Origin of the sequence: Rhizobium sp. BK181 (assembly GCF_014193305.1) — a bacterium.
Taxonomy (GTDB): domain Bacteria; phylum Pseudomonadota; class Alphaproteobacteria; order Rhizobiales; family Rhizobiaceae; genus Rhizobium.
This window is the reverse complement of the sequence record NZ_JACHZA010000002.1, coordinates 441,095-456,268: the sequence shown is the minus strand read 5'-3', so window position 1 is coordinate 456,268 and position 15,174 is coordinate 441,095. Positions and strand designations below refer to the sequence as shown.

The 15,174-nt window shown below is 60.2% G+C and carries 15 protein-coding genes; 7 read left to right on the top strand and 8 right to left on the bottom strand.

The features are described from left to right. The first annotated feature begins 248 nt into the window (after positions 1-248). Entirely contained in the window at positions 249-2,738 is a 2,490-nt protein-coding gene (locus FHT77_RS09615) for an ATP-dependent helicase (protein ID WP_183754632.1), read from the top strand. Positions 2,739-3,058: 320 nt separating this feature from the next. Here FHT77_RS09615 and FHT77_RS09610 read toward each other — a convergent pair whose 3' ends face one another. The 3 genes from FHT77_RS09610 to FHT77_RS09600 form a co-directional block, all read right to left on the bottom strand. Further along, positions 3,059-3,406 carry a hypothetical protein gene (locus FHT77_RS09610; RefSeq protein WP_183754630.1) on the bottom strand — a complete coding sequence of 116 codons (348 nt, stop codon included), beginning with the start codon at positions 3,404-3,406 and terminating at the stop codon, positions 3,059-3,061. 88 nt (positions 3,407-3,494) lie between these two features. Then, entirely contained in the window at positions 3,495-3,896 is a 402-nt protein-coding gene (locus FHT77_RS09605; RefSeq protein ID WP_183754628.1) for a DUF488 domain-containing protein, read from the bottom strand. A 50-nt stretch (positions 3,897-3,946) separates the two neighbouring features. After that, positions 3,947-4,639: a methyltransferase family protein gene (locus FHT77_RS09600; protein ID WP_183754626.1), complete on the bottom strand. Its 693-nt coding sequence runs from the start codon at positions 4,637-4,639 to the stop codon at positions 3,947-3,949. A gap of 199 nt (positions 4,640-4,838) precedes the next feature. On the opposite strand from FHT77_RS09600, the gene FHT77_RS09595 reads away from it, so the two are divergent. From FHT77_RS09595 to pncA, 3 genes are all read left to right on the top strand, one after another. Then, entirely contained in the window at positions 4,839-6,299 is a 1,461-nt protein-coding gene (locus FHT77_RS09595; RefSeq protein ID WP_183754624.1) for a sensor domain-containing diguanylate cyclase, read from the top strand. Positions 6,300-6,506: 207 nt separating this feature from the next. Further along, the gene (locus FHT77_RS09590) at positions 6,507-7,787 is read left to right on the top strand and encodes a sugar MFS transporter (RefSeq protein WP_409527438.1); all 1,281 of its coding nucleotides are present in this window, start codon (positions 6,507-6,509) and stop codon (positions 7,785-7,787) included. A gap of 105 nt (positions 7,788-7,892) precedes the next feature. Next, positions 7,893-8,519 (top strand): bifunctional nicotinamidase/pyrazinamidase, encoded by a 627-nt coding sequence (pncA, locus tag FHT77_RS09585; RefSeq protein ID WP_183754622.1) that lies wholly within the window; start codon positions 7,893-7,895, stop codon positions 8,517-8,519. A 13-nt stretch (positions 8,520-8,532) separates the two neighbouring features. Here the strand turns inward: pncA and FHT77_RS09580 are convergent, their stop codons facing one another. Beyond that, positions 8,533-8,781: a DUF2164 domain-containing protein gene (locus tag FHT77_RS09580; RefSeq protein WP_183754620.1), complete on the bottom strand. Its 249-nt coding sequence runs from the start codon at positions 8,779-8,781 to the stop codon at positions 8,533-8,535. 133 nt (positions 8,782-8,914) lie between these two features. On the opposite strand from FHT77_RS09580, the gene FHT77_RS09575 reads away from it, so the two are divergent. Both FHT77_RS09575 and FHT77_RS09570 read left to right on the top strand, forming a co-directional pair. After that, entirely contained in the window at positions 8,915-9,631 is a 717-nt protein-coding gene (locus FHT77_RS09575) for an AzlC family ABC transporter permease (RefSeq protein ID WP_183754618.1), read from the top strand. A 2-nt stretch (positions 9,632-9,633) separates the two neighbouring features. Further along, positions 9,634-9,942 (top strand): AzlD domain-containing protein, encoded by a 309-nt coding sequence (locus FHT77_RS09570; RefSeq protein ID WP_016554492.1) that lies wholly within the window; start codon positions 9,634-9,636, stop codon positions 9,940-9,942. 15 nt (positions 9,943-9,957) lie between these two features. On the opposite strand, the gene FHT77_RS09565 is transcribed toward FHT77_RS09570, so the two are convergent. Beyond that, positions 9,958-11,793 carry an aminopeptidase P family protein gene (locus tag FHT77_RS09565; RefSeq protein ID WP_183754617.1) on the bottom strand — a complete coding sequence of 612 codons (1,836 nt, stop codon included), beginning with the start codon at positions 11,791-11,793 and terminating at the stop codon, positions 9,958-9,960. Between the two features lie 279 nt (positions 11,794-12,072). On the opposite strand from FHT77_RS09565, the gene FHT77_RS09560 reads away from it, so the two are divergent. After that, a complete protein-coding gene (locus FHT77_RS09560; protein ID WP_183754615.1) occupies positions 12,073-12,246 on the top strand; it encodes a hypothetical protein in 174 nt (57 codons plus the stop codon). Positions 12,247-12,404: 158 nt separating this feature from the next. On the opposite strand, the gene FHT77_RS09555 is transcribed toward FHT77_RS09560, so the two are convergent. The 3 genes from FHT77_RS09555 to FHT77_RS09545 are packed head-to-tail and all read right to left on the bottom strand — an operon-like array spanning position 12,405 to position 15,029. Continuing rightward, a complete protein-coding gene (locus tag FHT77_RS09555) occupies positions 12,405-13,283 on the bottom strand; it encodes a 50S ribosomal protein L11 methyltransferase (protein WP_183754796.1) in 879 nt (292 codons plus the stop codon). 11 nt (positions 13,284-13,294) lie between these two features. Further along, a complete protein-coding gene (locus tag FHT77_RS09550; RefSeq protein ID WP_183754613.1) occupies positions 13,295-14,422 on the bottom strand; it encodes an FAD-dependent oxidoreductase in 1,128 nt (375 codons plus the stop codon). 4 nt (positions 14,423-14,426) lie between these two features. Further along, on the bottom strand, positions 14,427-15,029 hold the full coding sequence (locus FHT77_RS09545) for an SCO family protein (RefSeq protein WP_183754611.1): 603 nt from the start codon (positions 15,027-15,029) through the stop codon (positions 14,427-14,429). Positions 15,030-15,174 lie beyond the last annotated feature (145 nt).

Sequence of the window (15,174 nt, the reverse complement as noted above, 5' to 3'; positions counted from 1 at the left end):
TGGCAACTCTCAACCCTCTGGACCGTGTTGTAGAATTTCGTTCTCAACGTCAAATGACGGTTTTGTTTTCTAACGTTTATTGACGATGCTTACGCGCAACCGCAGCTGTCTCTTGTCGCATATGCGGGCAGTTCCCGGAGCCGGCTTTCTCGAATGCCCGGCGTAAGCTGAGGAAAGCTGGCATTGAGGGGAATGAAAGCAGAACATCTTTTCTGGCCTTTCCATCCCGAATCACTACATTACGCGCCATGAGCAATAGTTTCGACGATATCCCCTTCTTCGACGAAGAGCCGGATGAGGCGCCGCGCAAGCAGCCGGCTCCTGCCGCTCCCGCCGCCGGAGGGCTCGCCGCCCGCGCCATGGCTGCGCGCGATGGCGGCAAGCGCCCCGATTATCTTTCTGGCTTGAACCCTGAGCAGACCGAAGCCGTCGAAACGCTGGAAGGCCCGGTTCTCGTGCTTGCGGGCGCGGGCACCGGCAAGACGCGCGTTCTGACGACGCGCATCGCCCATATCCTCAACACCGGCCGCGCATTTCCCTCGCAGATCCTTGCCGTCACCTTCACCAACAAGGCTGCACGCGAGATGAAGGAGCGCATTGCCGTTCTCGTCGGCGGCGCCGTCGAGGGCATGCCTTGGCTTGGCACGTTCCATTCGATCGGCGTCAAGCTCCTGCGCCGCCATGCCGAACTCGTCGGACTGCGCTCCGATTTTACCATTCTCGACACCGACGATGTCGTGCGCCTGATCAAGCAGCTGATCCAGGCAGAAGGCCTGGATGACAAGCGCTGGCCTGCCAAGCAGTTCGCCGGCATGATCGACACCTGGAAGAACAAGGGCCTAGGACCGGGGGACATTCCGGAAGGCGACGCCCGCGCCTTCGCCAATGGCAAGGGCCGCGAACTCTACTTTGCCTACCAGCAGCGGCTGTCTACGCTGAACGCCTGCGACTTCGGCGACCTCCTGATGCATCCGATTGCGATCTTCCGGAAGAACCCCGATCTTCTCAAGGAATATCACGGCCGCTTCCGCTACATCCTCGTCGACGAGTACCAGGACACCAACACCGCCCAATACATGTGGCTGCGGCTGCTTGCTCAGCGCCCGAGGGGCGAGCCGCAAAATGTCTGCTGCGTCGGCGACGACGACCAGTCGATCTACGGTTGGCGCGGCGCCGAAGTGGATAACATCCTGCGCTTCGAGAAGGATTTTCCGGGCGCCAAGGTCATCAAGCTCGAGCGCAATTACCGCTCGACGGCGCATATTCTCGGGGCCGCCGGTCACCTGATCGCCCACAACGAAGGCCGCCTCGGCAAGACGCTTTTTACCGACCGTAGAGATCCAGAGGACATCAAGGTGCAGGTGCACGCCTCGTGGGATTCCGAGGAAGAGGCCCGCGCCATCGGCGAGGAGATCGAGCAGCTTCAGCGTGGCGCCGCTACCGGCAAGCGGCATCTGCTGAACGACATGGCAATCCTGGTTCGCGCCTCGTTCCAGATGCGCGAATTCGAAGACCGCTTCGTCACGCTTGGCCTCAACTACCGCGTCATCGGCGGCCCCCGGTTCTACGAGCGCCTCGAAATCCGCGATGCGATGGCCTATTTCCGCCTCGTCGCCCAGCCTGCCGACGACCTTGCCTTCGAACGCATCATCAACACCCCGAAGCGCGGCCTCGGCGATACGACCGTGCGCGCGCTTCACGATTATGCCCGGGCCCGCGACATTCCGATGCTGGCAGCCGCAGCCGACATGATCGAGACTGACGAACTGAAGCCGAAAGCGCGCAAAGCCCTCTTCGACGTCGTTCAATCATTCCGCCGTTGGCAGGAGATGCTCGAGAGCACGCCGCATACCGAGCTTGCCGAGCAGATCCTCGAAGAGTCGGGCTACACCGACATGTGGAAGAACGACAAGTCAGCCGATGCGCCGACCCGTCTCGAAAACCTCAAGGAACTCATCCGCTCGATGGAAAGCTTCGAGTCGATGCGCGGCTTCCTCGAGCACGTCGCGCTGGTGATGGACGCAGAGCAGAACGAAAACCTCGACGCCGTCTCGATCATGACGCTGCACTCCGCCAAAGGTTTGGAATTCGACACCGTCTTCCTGCCGGGTTGGGAGGAAGGCTTGTTCCCGCACCAGCGTTCGCTCGACGAAAGCGGCCGCGCCGGTCTCGAGGAGGAGCGCCGCCTTGCCTATGTCGGCATCACCCGCGCCAAGCACCGTTGCCACATCTGGTTTGTCTCCAACAGGCGCATCCACGGCCTCTGGCAATCGACCATACCGTCGCGATTCCTCGATGAATTGCCGGAAACGCATGTCGAGGTTGCGGAAACCGAACAGAGCTATGGCGGCTACGGTCGCGGCGGCGGCGGTTACGGCCAGTCGCGCTTCGACAAAGCTGATCCCTTCGCTAGTTCCTCTTATTCGACGCCCGGGTGGAAGCGTGCCCAGCAGAACAAGACGGACGCCACCCGCGACAACTGGGGCACCCGCTCGGGCCACGCCGTCGAACGCATCGGTTACGGCGAAAGCGGCCCGCGAGGTCGCACCATCGATGGCGAACTGGTGGCGAAATCAACCGCCACGGAGCCGTCGAAATTCAAGACCGGCGACCGCGTCTTCCACTTGAAATTCGGCAACGGCAACATCGTCGAGATCGAGGGCAACAAGCTGACGATCGAGTTCGACCGTGCCGGGCAGAAGCGGGTCTTGGATGGGTTTGTCGACCGGGTTTCGTAAAGCGAGGATTGTGCGTTTCGTAAAACCTTGCTCTCTCCGGAATCCGGGCCTCACCCATTCGTGACTTCGTTTGCGGCGGCGCGTCCCGCATACTGCGCGCTCCCGCGCGCACTGATCGCGGGAGAGTAGGAGGACGCAGATGAAACGTTATTCGCTATCTCTGATCGCAGCCTCGCTCATGATTGCCGTCTTGAGCAGTCCAACCATCGCCTTTGCCTGCAACCACATCATTCTCGGGACCTGACATCGAGGGTGCATGAACGCGGCACTTGCCGCGGCAGCGAGGAAGTCCGAATTCGCAGAGCGGGCATGACGCCCGCTCACCCCAGGATCGGCATCGAACCCAGCCCCAATATGTCGTTGAGCAATGCCAGCCCGATCCCGGCGGCGACGACCGCGATCCCGATCAGAAACAACCGCCTTGCCCGGTCATACTTGGCAGCAATCAGCGAATCCCGGGCGAGCAGATCGGCGAAAACCTTGACCTGCAACGCAATACCCACTGTCAGCAGCAGCATCGGCAGAATGTCGATCCGGCTCCAATCGTTTGGATTCGAGACCCAGCGGCTGACGAAGCTCAGGGAAAAGCCGAGGATGATGCCGGCTGCCGTCAGCGAGCCGTTGCGGAACGTCGCGTCGATCTTCTCTTCTGGACCGGGCTCGGTCATGGCTTGGGCTCCGGGTTATCCTTCGGTAAAGAAAGGCAGAGATTCCCGGACTCGGCAAGACCACGGCTCGCCGCAGATCCTATGGACACTAGGCGCAGGCTTCAGCCGCAAACCTTGCGCCCCGCTCTTCAAGCAGGCGTCGCAAGACGCTTCGATGGCATCTGCTTTCGCTCTCACAGTAGCAGCCGATCGAAAAATGACTGGCATGGGAAAGCGTCGCCAGCAGGTCGAGCACATGGCTCGCCTCCGGCACTTTCATTTCCTTGGTGAAGCTGCGCACGAAGGCCGTCCACTCGGCGTCGGTGGTTGCCGCCTTCGCTTCGGTGACAAGCACCTGGCTCGGTGAAAGGATTGGCAGCCAGACGTCATAATAGTTGCGGCTGGCAAACTCTTCTTTCGGCACGCCACGCGGCGGCCGGCGAACAGTGCCGATCCGCACACCTTCACCTTCTCCCCTCGGTGACCCCAATTGCACGACGCTAATAGCCACTGCAGCCTCTCCATCGACCCGCCGCGATATCTACAGCAAACGCCGCGCTCTCACCAGAGACCCGGGCAAAGGCGCCACCTGACCTGTTTGCGGTAGGCGCCATAACCCGGCAGATCCCGCACGAGGCGTTTCTCCTCGTCGAGCAGCCGCGCGATAAGGCCGCCCAGGATCGGCAGCACCACGAGCACGCCCCAGTAAGAGCCGAGCGCCAAAGGTACGCCGAGAAACATCGGCAAGGCTGACGCATACATCGGATGACGCACAAGGCTATAGAGACCCGTCGAGATCACTCGCTGCTCAGCGGTCACGCCGACGGTCGCCGCCGCAAACGAGTTCTGCCGGAATACAAAGAAGAACCCGATGTAGCCGGCAGCGATCAGCAGGTTGCCGAGAACGACGACAGCGACGGGAACGGAGCCCGACCAACCATACCGGTAGTCGAGCGTCGAGACGACGAAGAGCGCGATAATTGCAACGCTGTTGAAGGATTGTATGCGCTTCTGCGATGGCTCACGTTCCGCCGTCGGCCCGACGTGGAGACGCAGCTCAACCAGTTTCGGATCGTGATTGACGAAATATACCGTAAGGGCCGCGGACCACCCGCAGAAATTCGCAAGAAACAGCCATCCTTGCCAATAAGACAGGGAACCCGCGATAAGGAAGGTTATCACCAGCATGACGAGGCAAAACTTCACAGTCGCCACCGTCGCTTGCCGCCCGATACTCTGAACGCCACTCACCATTGTCACACTCTCGCGTGTTTGTAGCCGCGAGATCCCATTACCCTAGATTGGCCTGACGACGCGCGCGTCAATGGCGCGGAGGAGAAACCACGGCGTCAAAACAGCGCAACCTGTTATCGCCGCGTCAAGCGAAGGTTTACGAATCATCCTTAAAGATCCGTGAGGTAACGCCGCGCACTCAACAATCGAAAGCCCTGTCATGAGCGATTCCGATATCTTTGACCTCTCACCTATCGCGATGTGGATCGAGGATTTCAGCGGTGTTAAGACACAATTCGATCGCTGGCGCGCCGAAGGCGTCGACGATATCAGAGCCTATCTCAGGGAGGACACGGGTCGCGTCGCCTCCTGCTCGCAACTGATCCGCGTACTGCGCGTCAACAGGAAGACACTCGAACTCTTCGAAGCCAACGACCTCGACCACTTGGTAGCAAATCTCGGTTCGGTCTTTCGCGATGAGATGCTCGAAAGCCACGTCAACGAACTGGCCGAACTCTGGGACGGCAAGACGGAGTTCACGAGCAGCGCCGTCAACTACACACTGTCCGGACGCCGGCTTGATATCCAACTGCGCGGCTCGGTGCTGCCAGGGCACGAGCAATCGCTTGCACAGGTGATGCTCGCGACCGAAGATGTCACTGCTCGTGAGGAAGCACGCCGCAAGGAACGCGAGAATCGGCGTTACGCCGAAGGCATCTTCGAACATTCGCCGGTTTCGCTTTGGGTCGAGGATTTCAGCCGGATCAAGCTGCTGCTGCAGAGTGTTCGCGATCGCGGCATCGACGATTTCAGGGTGTTCACCGACGTCCACCCGGAATTTGTGCGCCAGTGCATGAGCGAGATTCGTGTCATCGACGTCAACCAGGCCACACTCGACCTGTTCTGCGCGCCGGACCGTCGCACGTTGATGCACCGTATCGGCGATGTCTTTCGCGATGACATGGAAAAGCATTTCCGCGAACAGCTGATCGAGTTGTGGCATGGCCGTCTATTCCATCAGCGTGAAGTCGTGAACTACGCGCTTGACGGCTCCGAGCGCTATGTCCTCCTTCAGTTCTCAGTTTTGCCCGGCCACGAGGCGGACTGGGCATTGGTGCAGGTGGCGCTCACCGACATCACCGCGCGCAAGAAGGCCGAGGCTTATCTCGAATATCTCGGCAAGCACGACGTGCTGACCAAGCTCCACAATCGTGCCTTCTACGTCGACGAACTGAACAGGCTGGAGCGCAAGTCGCTGCGTCCGGTGTCGGCCGTCATCATCGATCTCAATGGCCTGAAGGAAGCAAACGACCAGCTCGGGCATGACGCAGGCGACGCGCTGCTGCGTCGACTGGGCGAAGTTCTGGGCGGCGCTGTCGCACAACCCAACCATGCGGCCCGAATTGGCGGCGACGAGTTTGCAGTTCTCATGCCTGGCGCCGACAAGCAGGCCGTCGCCACGATGGTCGAGACGATCGGCGAACTTCTGAAGATCAACAACCAGTTCTATTCCAATGCACCGCTCAGCATTTCTCTGGGTGTCGCGACAAGCGAGCCCGGGGAAACGATGGAGTCGATGGTGCGGCGTGCCGACATTGCCATGTACGCACAGAAGCGCGCCTATCACGCCAGTCGCACGGCAGAAGAACAGGCAGGCGCGAAGTCCGCCTCCGCGGCCTAAGACCCGTCCAATTCGCGGTCGAGAACCTCCCACCAACCGCACAATAAAATAGTTTGAATACTACCAATTCGACTCCAAATGAATATATGAAGCCTTGTGGCTTGCTGCACGCCTCCTCCCAAGCGCTCTGCCGAGCCACCGCCGGCCCATCGCCTTGATAGCTCCGAGGGAAGTTTCCGGCGCAACAAGAACAAGAGGTACAAGACTGTGGCTGGTATCATCACCAACAACGCCGCGACGACACGCCCGGCTACGACTTCCCCGGCAGCGAACTATCGATTTGCGCTCGTGGCGCTGACGTCGCTGTTTTTCATGTGGGGCTTCATCACCTGCCTGAACGACATTCTCATTCCGCATCTGAAGAACGTCTTCCAACTGAATTACACGCAGTCCATGCTGATTCAGTTCTGCTTTTTCGGCGCGTACTTCATCATCTCCTTGCCCGCCGGCGCGCTCGTCAAGCGCATCAGCTACAAGTGGGGCATCGTAGCCGGCCTCCTCATCGCGGCGGTCGGTTGCGCGCTGTTCATTCCTGCAGCGAGCTACCGCGTCTACGCGCTCTTCCTCGGAGCCTTTTTCGTCCTGGCAACCGGGATCACTCTGCTCCAAGTCGCGGCCAATCCCTATGTCACCGTGCTCGGTCCACCCGACACGGCCGCAAGCCGCCTGACCCTGACGCAGGCATTCAACTCTCTAGGCACCACGCTTGCACCCATGTTTGGTGCGTTCCTGATCCTGTCCGCTACGACCGCCGCCGTTGTCGGCGCCACACCCGAACAACTCGATGCCATGAGGCTCGCCGAAGCGGGCGCCGTGAAGTTTCCCTACGTGCTCCTGGCCATCGCCTTCCTGGTATTGGCAGCACTTTTTGCAGCCCTGAAACTGCCGCATGTTGACAGCTCCGAAGAGATCGAGCCGATCACCGGCGGCGGCTCTGCCTGGCAGTACCGCCATCTGATCCTCGGCGCCGTCGGCATCTTCGTCTACGTCGGTGCCGAAGTCAGCATCGGCAGCTTCCTCGTCAACTTCCTGGGCCAGCCTGATATCGCCGGCTTTTCGGAAGCCGAGGCCGCGCATCACGTGTCCTATTTCTGGGGCGGGGCGATGATTGGTCGTTTCGTTGGCGCTGTCGTCATGCGTTACGTTGACGACGGCAAGGCATTGGCCTTCAATGCAGTCGTAGTAATCGCGCTCCTATTGCTGACCGTCTTCTCGGGTGGTCATGTCGCCATGTGGTCCGTGTTGGCGATCGGTCTCTTCAACTCGATCATGTTCCCAACGATCTTCAGCCTGGCACTGTACGGTCTCGGAAAACATACGAGCCAAGGCTCGGGAATCCTCTGCCTTGCAATCGTCGGCGGCGCTTTGCTTCCGCTTGTTCAAGGCGCGCTGGCGGACACGATCGGCATTCACCTCGCCTTCCTCATGCCGGTTCTGTGCTATGCTTACATCGCCTTTTACGGGCTGAAAGGGCACCGGCCGAGCTGACCCTTTCAAGGCGCACTTCGCTGATCTGCGGCGAAGCGTCTTGGCGCTTGCGCCATCCCTCCACCCTTGGCATGGTGCAGCGCACAACTCGAGGGAATCGCACAGATGAAAGCCTTGTTGCTGGTCGATATTCAAAATGGCTTCTGCCCAGGCGGCAACCTTCCGGTGCTGGATGGCCACGAGGTGGTCCCCATCGCGAATCGTCTGATCGACAGCGGCAAATACGACCTGATCGTTGCCTCGCAGGACTGGCATCCGTCCGGTCACGGCAGCTTCGCTTCCTCTCATCCGGGAAAGCAGCCCTTCGAACTCGGCACGCTGTCGGGCAAGCCGCAGATGTTGTGGCCGGACCACTGCGTTCAGGGCACGACGGACGCGGAACTGCATCCAGACCTTAAGATGGGCAAGATCGATCTCATCCTGCAAAAGGGCGAGAATCACAGTGTCGACAGCTACTCCGCCTTTCGCGACAACGATCAGGACGCGCTGACGGGTCTTGCCCATTTCCTTGAGGGCCAGGAGGTGACCGATCTGGACGTCTGCGGTCTCGCAACCGACTACTGCGTGAAGTTCTCGGCATTGGATGCGACCGAGATGATGCCCGACGTCCGCGTTCGCTTCATCGAAGACGCCAGCCGCGGAATCTCGCCTGAGGGCGTTGCGGCGGCGATCGAGGAGATGCGCGAGCATGGCATCGATATCATCACCAGCCGGCAGGTTCTCGACGGCTAGCGGCAGGACCTAGCTACGCCGTCGCATTCCGTTGCAATTGGTAGACGTCCTCGGAAAAGTCGTCCATCCGTCTGGCGAGCGCGACTTGCGCATCTTCCAGCCCCTTCTTGTAGTAGGCGGCGCCGACTTCCTTCGCAAAGAACTCGAGCACGAACTCCGCTTTCAGGAGACCGATCGGCTGGTCCAGCTCGCTGCTGAAATAGTGCTGAATCCGCGCAAGAAGTTCGGCCTTCTCTTCCTTCGAAAATTCGATCTGGTTCATCTTTTCTCCCCGAACGGTAATCAGTCGCGACCGCATCGTTCAGCGAAATCGATCGTTCAATCAAGGAAATTTGCTTGCGGCAGGTACTACCCCTCCTTACACGGAAGGCAAAATTCCAGAAGGATTGTCGCCGATGAGTCGTGCTGATTTTTTCGACGGTTTGCGCGGTGGCTCGGCCATCGCGCTGGCCTCGGCCCCGTTCGGGGCCTTGTTTGGAGCGCTCGCGGTTGATAACGGCATGTCACTTGCGGAAGTGACCTTCATGAGTGCCACCGTTTACGCCGGCGCGAGCCAGATGGTCGGCATCGAGCTCTTCGGCCACAATGTGCAGGCGTGGCTGATCGTTGCCTCGATCCTTGCAGTCAATTTCCGCCACGTCCTCTATTCCGCGGCGATCGCGCCTTACATCAAGCATTTTTCGCCGCTCCAGAAGTTCTTCACGTTTTTTCTTCTGGTCGATCCGCAGTTTGCGGAAACGGTCAAACGTGGCGAAAGCGGCAAGCCGGTCACGTTCATCTGGTACCTCGGCTTTGGGATCATCATCTACGTGCCCTGGGTTTTGGTCAGTCTGCTGGGCGGCACGCTCGGAAGTTACATCGGCGACCCGAAATCGATCGGACTGGACATCCTGTTGCCAGCCTATTTCCTCGGCATCGTCCTCGATTTCCGCCATCGCGACAACTTTCTACCGGTCGCTGCCGTTAGCGCGGTCGCCTCTGTTGTCGCCTACCATTATGTCGGCTCGCCTTGGCACGTAAGCCTTGGCGCCGCTGCCGGCATCGTGCTTGCCGCCCTGTTCCCGCCGCCGCCGCATGAACAGGAACTCGAATCCGATCTGCACGAGGTATGATGATGGCCTTCGATCTTCACATGGCGCTCGTGATCCTGGCGGCAGCGGCTGCGACCTACGCGACGCGCATCGGTGGCTATATCCTCATCACGACTATGAAGCGCATCCCGCCGCGCATGGAGGCAGCACTTGCCGCAGTTCCGGCCGCGGTGTTGACGACGCTTGTCGCACCGGCCTTCTTCACCGGCGGTTGGGAGTCGAAGCTCGCCCTGCTCGCCGCGCTCGTCGTCGGCCTGAGGGCCTCGCACACTTGGATGCTGATTGTTGCATGGCTCGTCGTGATGGCCTGGCGTCACACCATCGGCATGTGACGCCGCCGGCGCTAGTCAATATTCGAGCGGCAGGGTGGCATTCTCCAGCCACGCCTTGACGTCGTGGTCGTGGATCAGCGGCATCAGCGCCTCACGCGTGCGTTCGTGATAGCCATTGAACCAATGCAGTTCGTCGTGCGTCAGAAGTTCCGGAATGACCAGGCTCCGGTCAATCGGGCAGAAGGTCAGCGTCTCGAAGCCAAGCATCGGCAAGTCACCGCCGTCGATCGCCTCCGCCTCTCGGACATAGATCAAATTCTCGATGCGGATACCGAAGGCGCCGGGCCTGTAATAACCCGGCTCGTTCGAGAGGATCATCCCTGGCAGCAGCTCCTGCGTCGACAGCCTGGCGATGCGCTGAGGCCCCTCGTGCACCGATAGATACGAGCCAACGCCGTGGCCGGTGCCATGCGCGAAATCGACCCCTGCTCGCCAAAGCGCGATGCGGGCCAGCGGATCGAGGTCACAGCCGCGGGTGCCCTTGGGAAAGCGCGCGGTGCTGATCTGGATCATGCCCTTCAGCACCAGCGTGAAGAAGCGCTTATGTTCCTCGGTGACCGAGCCGATACCGACGGTGCGGGTAATGTCGGTCGTACCGTTGATGTACTGGGCGCCGGAATCGATCAGAAAGAGTTCGCCGGCTTGAAGCTTGCGGTTCGTTTCCGTCGTCACGCGGTAGTGCATGATCGCCGCATGCTCACCGGCACCGGAGATCGTGTCGAAGGAGATGTCCTTCAGCGGGTTCTGCATGTTCTGGCCGACGCGAGCGCGTGCCGCTTCCAGCTTCTCCGCCACCTCGATTTCGGTCACCGTTCCCGGCTTGGTCTGCGACAGCCAGTAGAGAAACTCGACCATGGCCGCGCCGTCCTGGAGATGCGCGGCAGCAGAACCATCGATCTCCACGCCGTTCTTGACAGCCCGTGGCAGCTTCGCGGGATCATTGCCTTCCACGACCTCGCCACCCGCCTTGCGAATGATCTCCGCCAGGGCATACGAGGTGAGATCCGGATCGACCAGGACGCGGCCACCATCCCTTGCAACGGTCGACAGTTTCTTTTCGAGTTCCGACGGTGGAAGCTGAACGCACATCTGTGCAAGATAGGCTTCCGCCTCGATGCCGGTTTTGCGCTTGTCGAGGAAGAGATCGGCCTTGCCGTCGGCATGGATGATCGCGCGCGCCAGCGGGTGCGGCGTATGCGGCACATCGGCACCGCGGATATTGAAGGTCCAGGCCACCGAAGACGGATCCGCGATCAGGGCCGCCTTCAAGTTCTTCCTTGCGAGATCGGCTGCAATCGTCGCGATCTTCTCGGTCGCGAGTATGCCCGCCTGCACGAAGTTCTGGATTGCCACCTGCCCCAGCGGTTCCTGCGGGCGGTCGCTCCAGAGCTCATCAAGGGGATTGTGGGGAAGGACGACAAGCGAACCACCAATTTCGGCGAGCGCCTTCTCTAGCCGCCGCACCTCTGCGCCGGAATGCAGCCACGGATCGATACCGAGACGCAGGCCCTTCGAACCATTCTTCGCAAGCCAAGCGTGCGGCGGTTCGTTCACAAGGTCTCCGCCGGTAAAGACGGAATTATCCACTTGCTCGGCAAGCTGCGTCACGTAGCGCCCATCCACGAAGACAATCGCTGCCGAACGCGTCACCAGCGCGATGCCCGCCGATCCGGTGAAGCCCGTCAACCAGGACAAGCGCTCGGAACAAGCAGGGACATATTCGCCGTTGAACTCGTCGGCGCGCGGTACCAGAAAGGCGTCGATGCCAAGCGCATCAAAACTTGCGCGCAAGGCGGAGACGCGATCGCGGCCGAATTGTGGCGTCGAAGTGACTTCGAAAGACTGGAACATGCTCAATAACCCGGTTTTGTGCGAATCCCTCAGCGACGGGATTCGGCTATGTTATCGGAATTTCAGGCGAATACGAGAAATCTGCAAAGTGATGCCTGAGCAAAAGCCGCCCAATAATTCGGCGGAAATGAGGCATCAATTCACAAACTGGCACGCTTTATGCATTCAGCGCATGGCTCCCATGAACGAAACCCTCTCCCTCCGCTTTTCTAAATCGCTAAATAGGCGCCATCAAACGGGTTCGAGACGAACCTGAAACGAAACAAAAGGAATTCAGATATGACTGCCCCTCTGTCGCGCTTCGCTTACAGCAGCCCGGTACAGGCTGGCGAGCGCCAGACTGTGCGTCACATCATCGGTTCGCGCCGTCCGCTGCATGAGGACACCCTCAAGATGCTCGGCGCCGGCCAAAAGGTTACGCGCCATCAGGTCGCAACCAGCTACGCGTTCTGAGCAACTCGCCGCTCCCTTCTCCTCCTCCCTCACGGGATCGGCGATCAGAACCAGTAGAAGCCCGCTCGAGCGCTCCTCCTCCTTCGAGCTCGCGGGCATGACCGGGAAACTGGTCCGAAGGCGGTGCCATTGGCACCGCCTTTTCTTTTGCCTTCATTTTAGGGGCGGTCGAGATGGATCGTCACCCAGCCGTTACGCCAGATGGTGCGGACATGCCGCAGATGCGCGCCATTGTAGGCGGCCAGCACCTTCCAGCGTTGGGCAGCCAGAATTCCGGAGAGGATGACGGAACCACCGGGCGCCAAGTGATTCACGAGTTGAGGTGCCATCTTGATCAGGGGCCGCGCCAGGATATTGGCAATGATCAGATCGAAGGGGCCGTGGGCGGAAAATGCGGTCGAGTGAAAGCCCGGGGCCGTTGCCGTCGAAATGCCTGACGCAATGCCGTTGCTTCTGACGTTCTCGGCCGCAACCTTCGTTGCGATCGGATCGATATCGGTCGCGAGAACAGGAATGTTCCGGAGCTTGCGCACGGCAATCGCCAGAACGCCGCTGCCGGTTCCGAGGTCGAGCGCATTACGCACCGGGCGGGAACGAAGAACGCGATCGATCGTCTCCAGGCAGCCGGCCGTTGTGCCATGATGACCGGTACCAAACGCCTGGCCCGCATCGATCTCAATAGCGATGTCGCCCGGACGCACCTTATCTCGGTCGTGCGAGCCGTGGACGAGAAACCGCCCTGCCCGCACCGGCTTCAGCCCCTCGAGTGATTTCGCAACCCAATCGACATCGGGGATAACCTCACGCTCGATCTTGGCGTCGGGAAAACTCGTCTTCAGCGCTTCCTCGACACGCGCTCTGACCTCCGCCTCGTCTTCACGCATCATGTAGACAGACGCTTCCCAAATGTCCTTTTTCTCGTCGATCTCAGTCGTCGCGATTGCGAAGTCTTCTTCGCCGAAGACATCGGACAGCAGATCCAGGATCTCGCCGGCCAGCACTTCGGTTGTCGTCACATAAAGGCGTATTTCCACAATCGGTCTTTCTTCTATAGCGCGCCAGCGATCCAGGGAGGCGACTGCGTATCATATCCCGACACGCCGCGAAGCAATTTTTGTCGGAAGGCAGGTATTCGCAAAAGGAAGGGGACGGCAAGGTTGCGGACCGCGATCGCCATCGGATTCTCCATGGTGATCAGCGACGTCAATTGGTGGGTCTGTTTCAGCACCGTCGTCACCGCCGGCATCCTCAGAGCCGCATATTCGCGTTCCCGCCCTTCGGAAATGAGCCAGGCGAGCCAGCACGCGTCTTCTATGCCAAGGTTCATCCCGCGCGCACCGGCCGGCGAGTGAATATGCGCCGCGTCACCTGCGAGAAACACGTTACCCCTTGCCATCTCCGAAGCGCGACGGAAGTGAATGCGAAAATCGGAGGCCCAGACGCGCTCGGCGACCCGTGCAGGATGCCGGATACGGCTCTCGAAATCGGGGAGCGTCGAGATATAGCGCAGGACATCATGCGTAACAGGCAGACGTCCGATCATCCCCGGGTCGAGCAGATTGATCTCGACAAAGCCGGTATCGACCGGTTCGCCGTAGCGGAAATCCGCGAGATAAAAGCTGCTCTCCAGCGCCTGCCCGGGGAAATCGATGCCGACAGCCTTGCGCACCGTCGAATGAGCGCCGTCGGCGCCAATGACAATGTCGAAATCCGCCGTTTCTACAGATCCATCGGGCTTCCGCAGAGTTACTCGCGGCTTCGAGGTATCCCGCGAAACCGTCTCCACCACGGTCTGCCATTCGGGAGCAACCTCAAAATCGGAAAGCTTACCCAACAGGAGCCGCTCGGTATGTCCCTGCGCCAGCATCTGGATAGCGCTGTAGGGACCGGGCACGGTTGTCGTGTCGACGTCGGCAAGCAGTCTGTTCCCGGAGACGATGCGGAAATGCGCAATCCGCTGTGCTTCCTGCAGGATGGCGTCGCTTACACGTGAAGGCGAAAGCAGCGTCAGTGTTCTGGCATTGATGCCGAGAGCCCGGCTTTCCGCCAACGGCACAGGGCCGGCGTCACCGTCGATGATACGCGGAACGTGCCCGCGCCGGGCAAGTTCGAGGGCGGCAGTCAGGCCGGTCGTGCCGGCGCCGGCGATCAAGATGCTGCGATGCCCTGACGCCATGCCGTCATCCCTTGCTGACGAGGTTCTCCAATTTCTTTACCGCCGTATCGGGGTTTTCGCCATAGGCGATGGTGCCGGCGAAGCGCCCCGCCGAGTCGAGCAGGAAGACAGAAGCCGTGTGATCCATTGTGTAGTCGCCGTCCGGCTTGCTCTCGTCGACCGGCACTTTCTTGGCGTAGACCCGGTAGCCCTTGATGACATCGGCGACCTTGTCGGGCGCGCCTGAAATACCGACGATGCGTTTGGACACATTGGAGACGTACTGGTTCATCACGTCAGGCGTGTCGCGCTCCGGATCGACGGTCACAAAATACGCTTGAAGCTTCTTGCCCTCTGGGTCGACCTTCTCCAGCCAACCATTCATTTCGAACAGCGTTGTCGGGCAGACTTCCGGGCAATGAGTGAACCCAAAGAACAGCGCCGTCGGCTTGCCGCGGAAGGCCTGCTCGGTGATCGGTTGGCCGTCCTGGGCGACCAGCGTGAACGGCACGCCGAACGGTCCCTCGGACACCGCGTCTTTCGTCTTGGTGACATTGAGGGTCAGCCAGCCGAGAATCCCGGCCATCAACAGCACCGCAACCCACACCGCAACGCGGACAGTCTTCATCGATCAAACCTCTGATGTCGGGACCATTCCCGTTCACGGGTGATATCGCCTCATTCTCGATGGCGCAATTCAACAAGACGTTTCCCGCCGGCGACCGATTGCCCCACAGGCACACGGAAAAAGCGCAATCGAACTAAAAAACCTA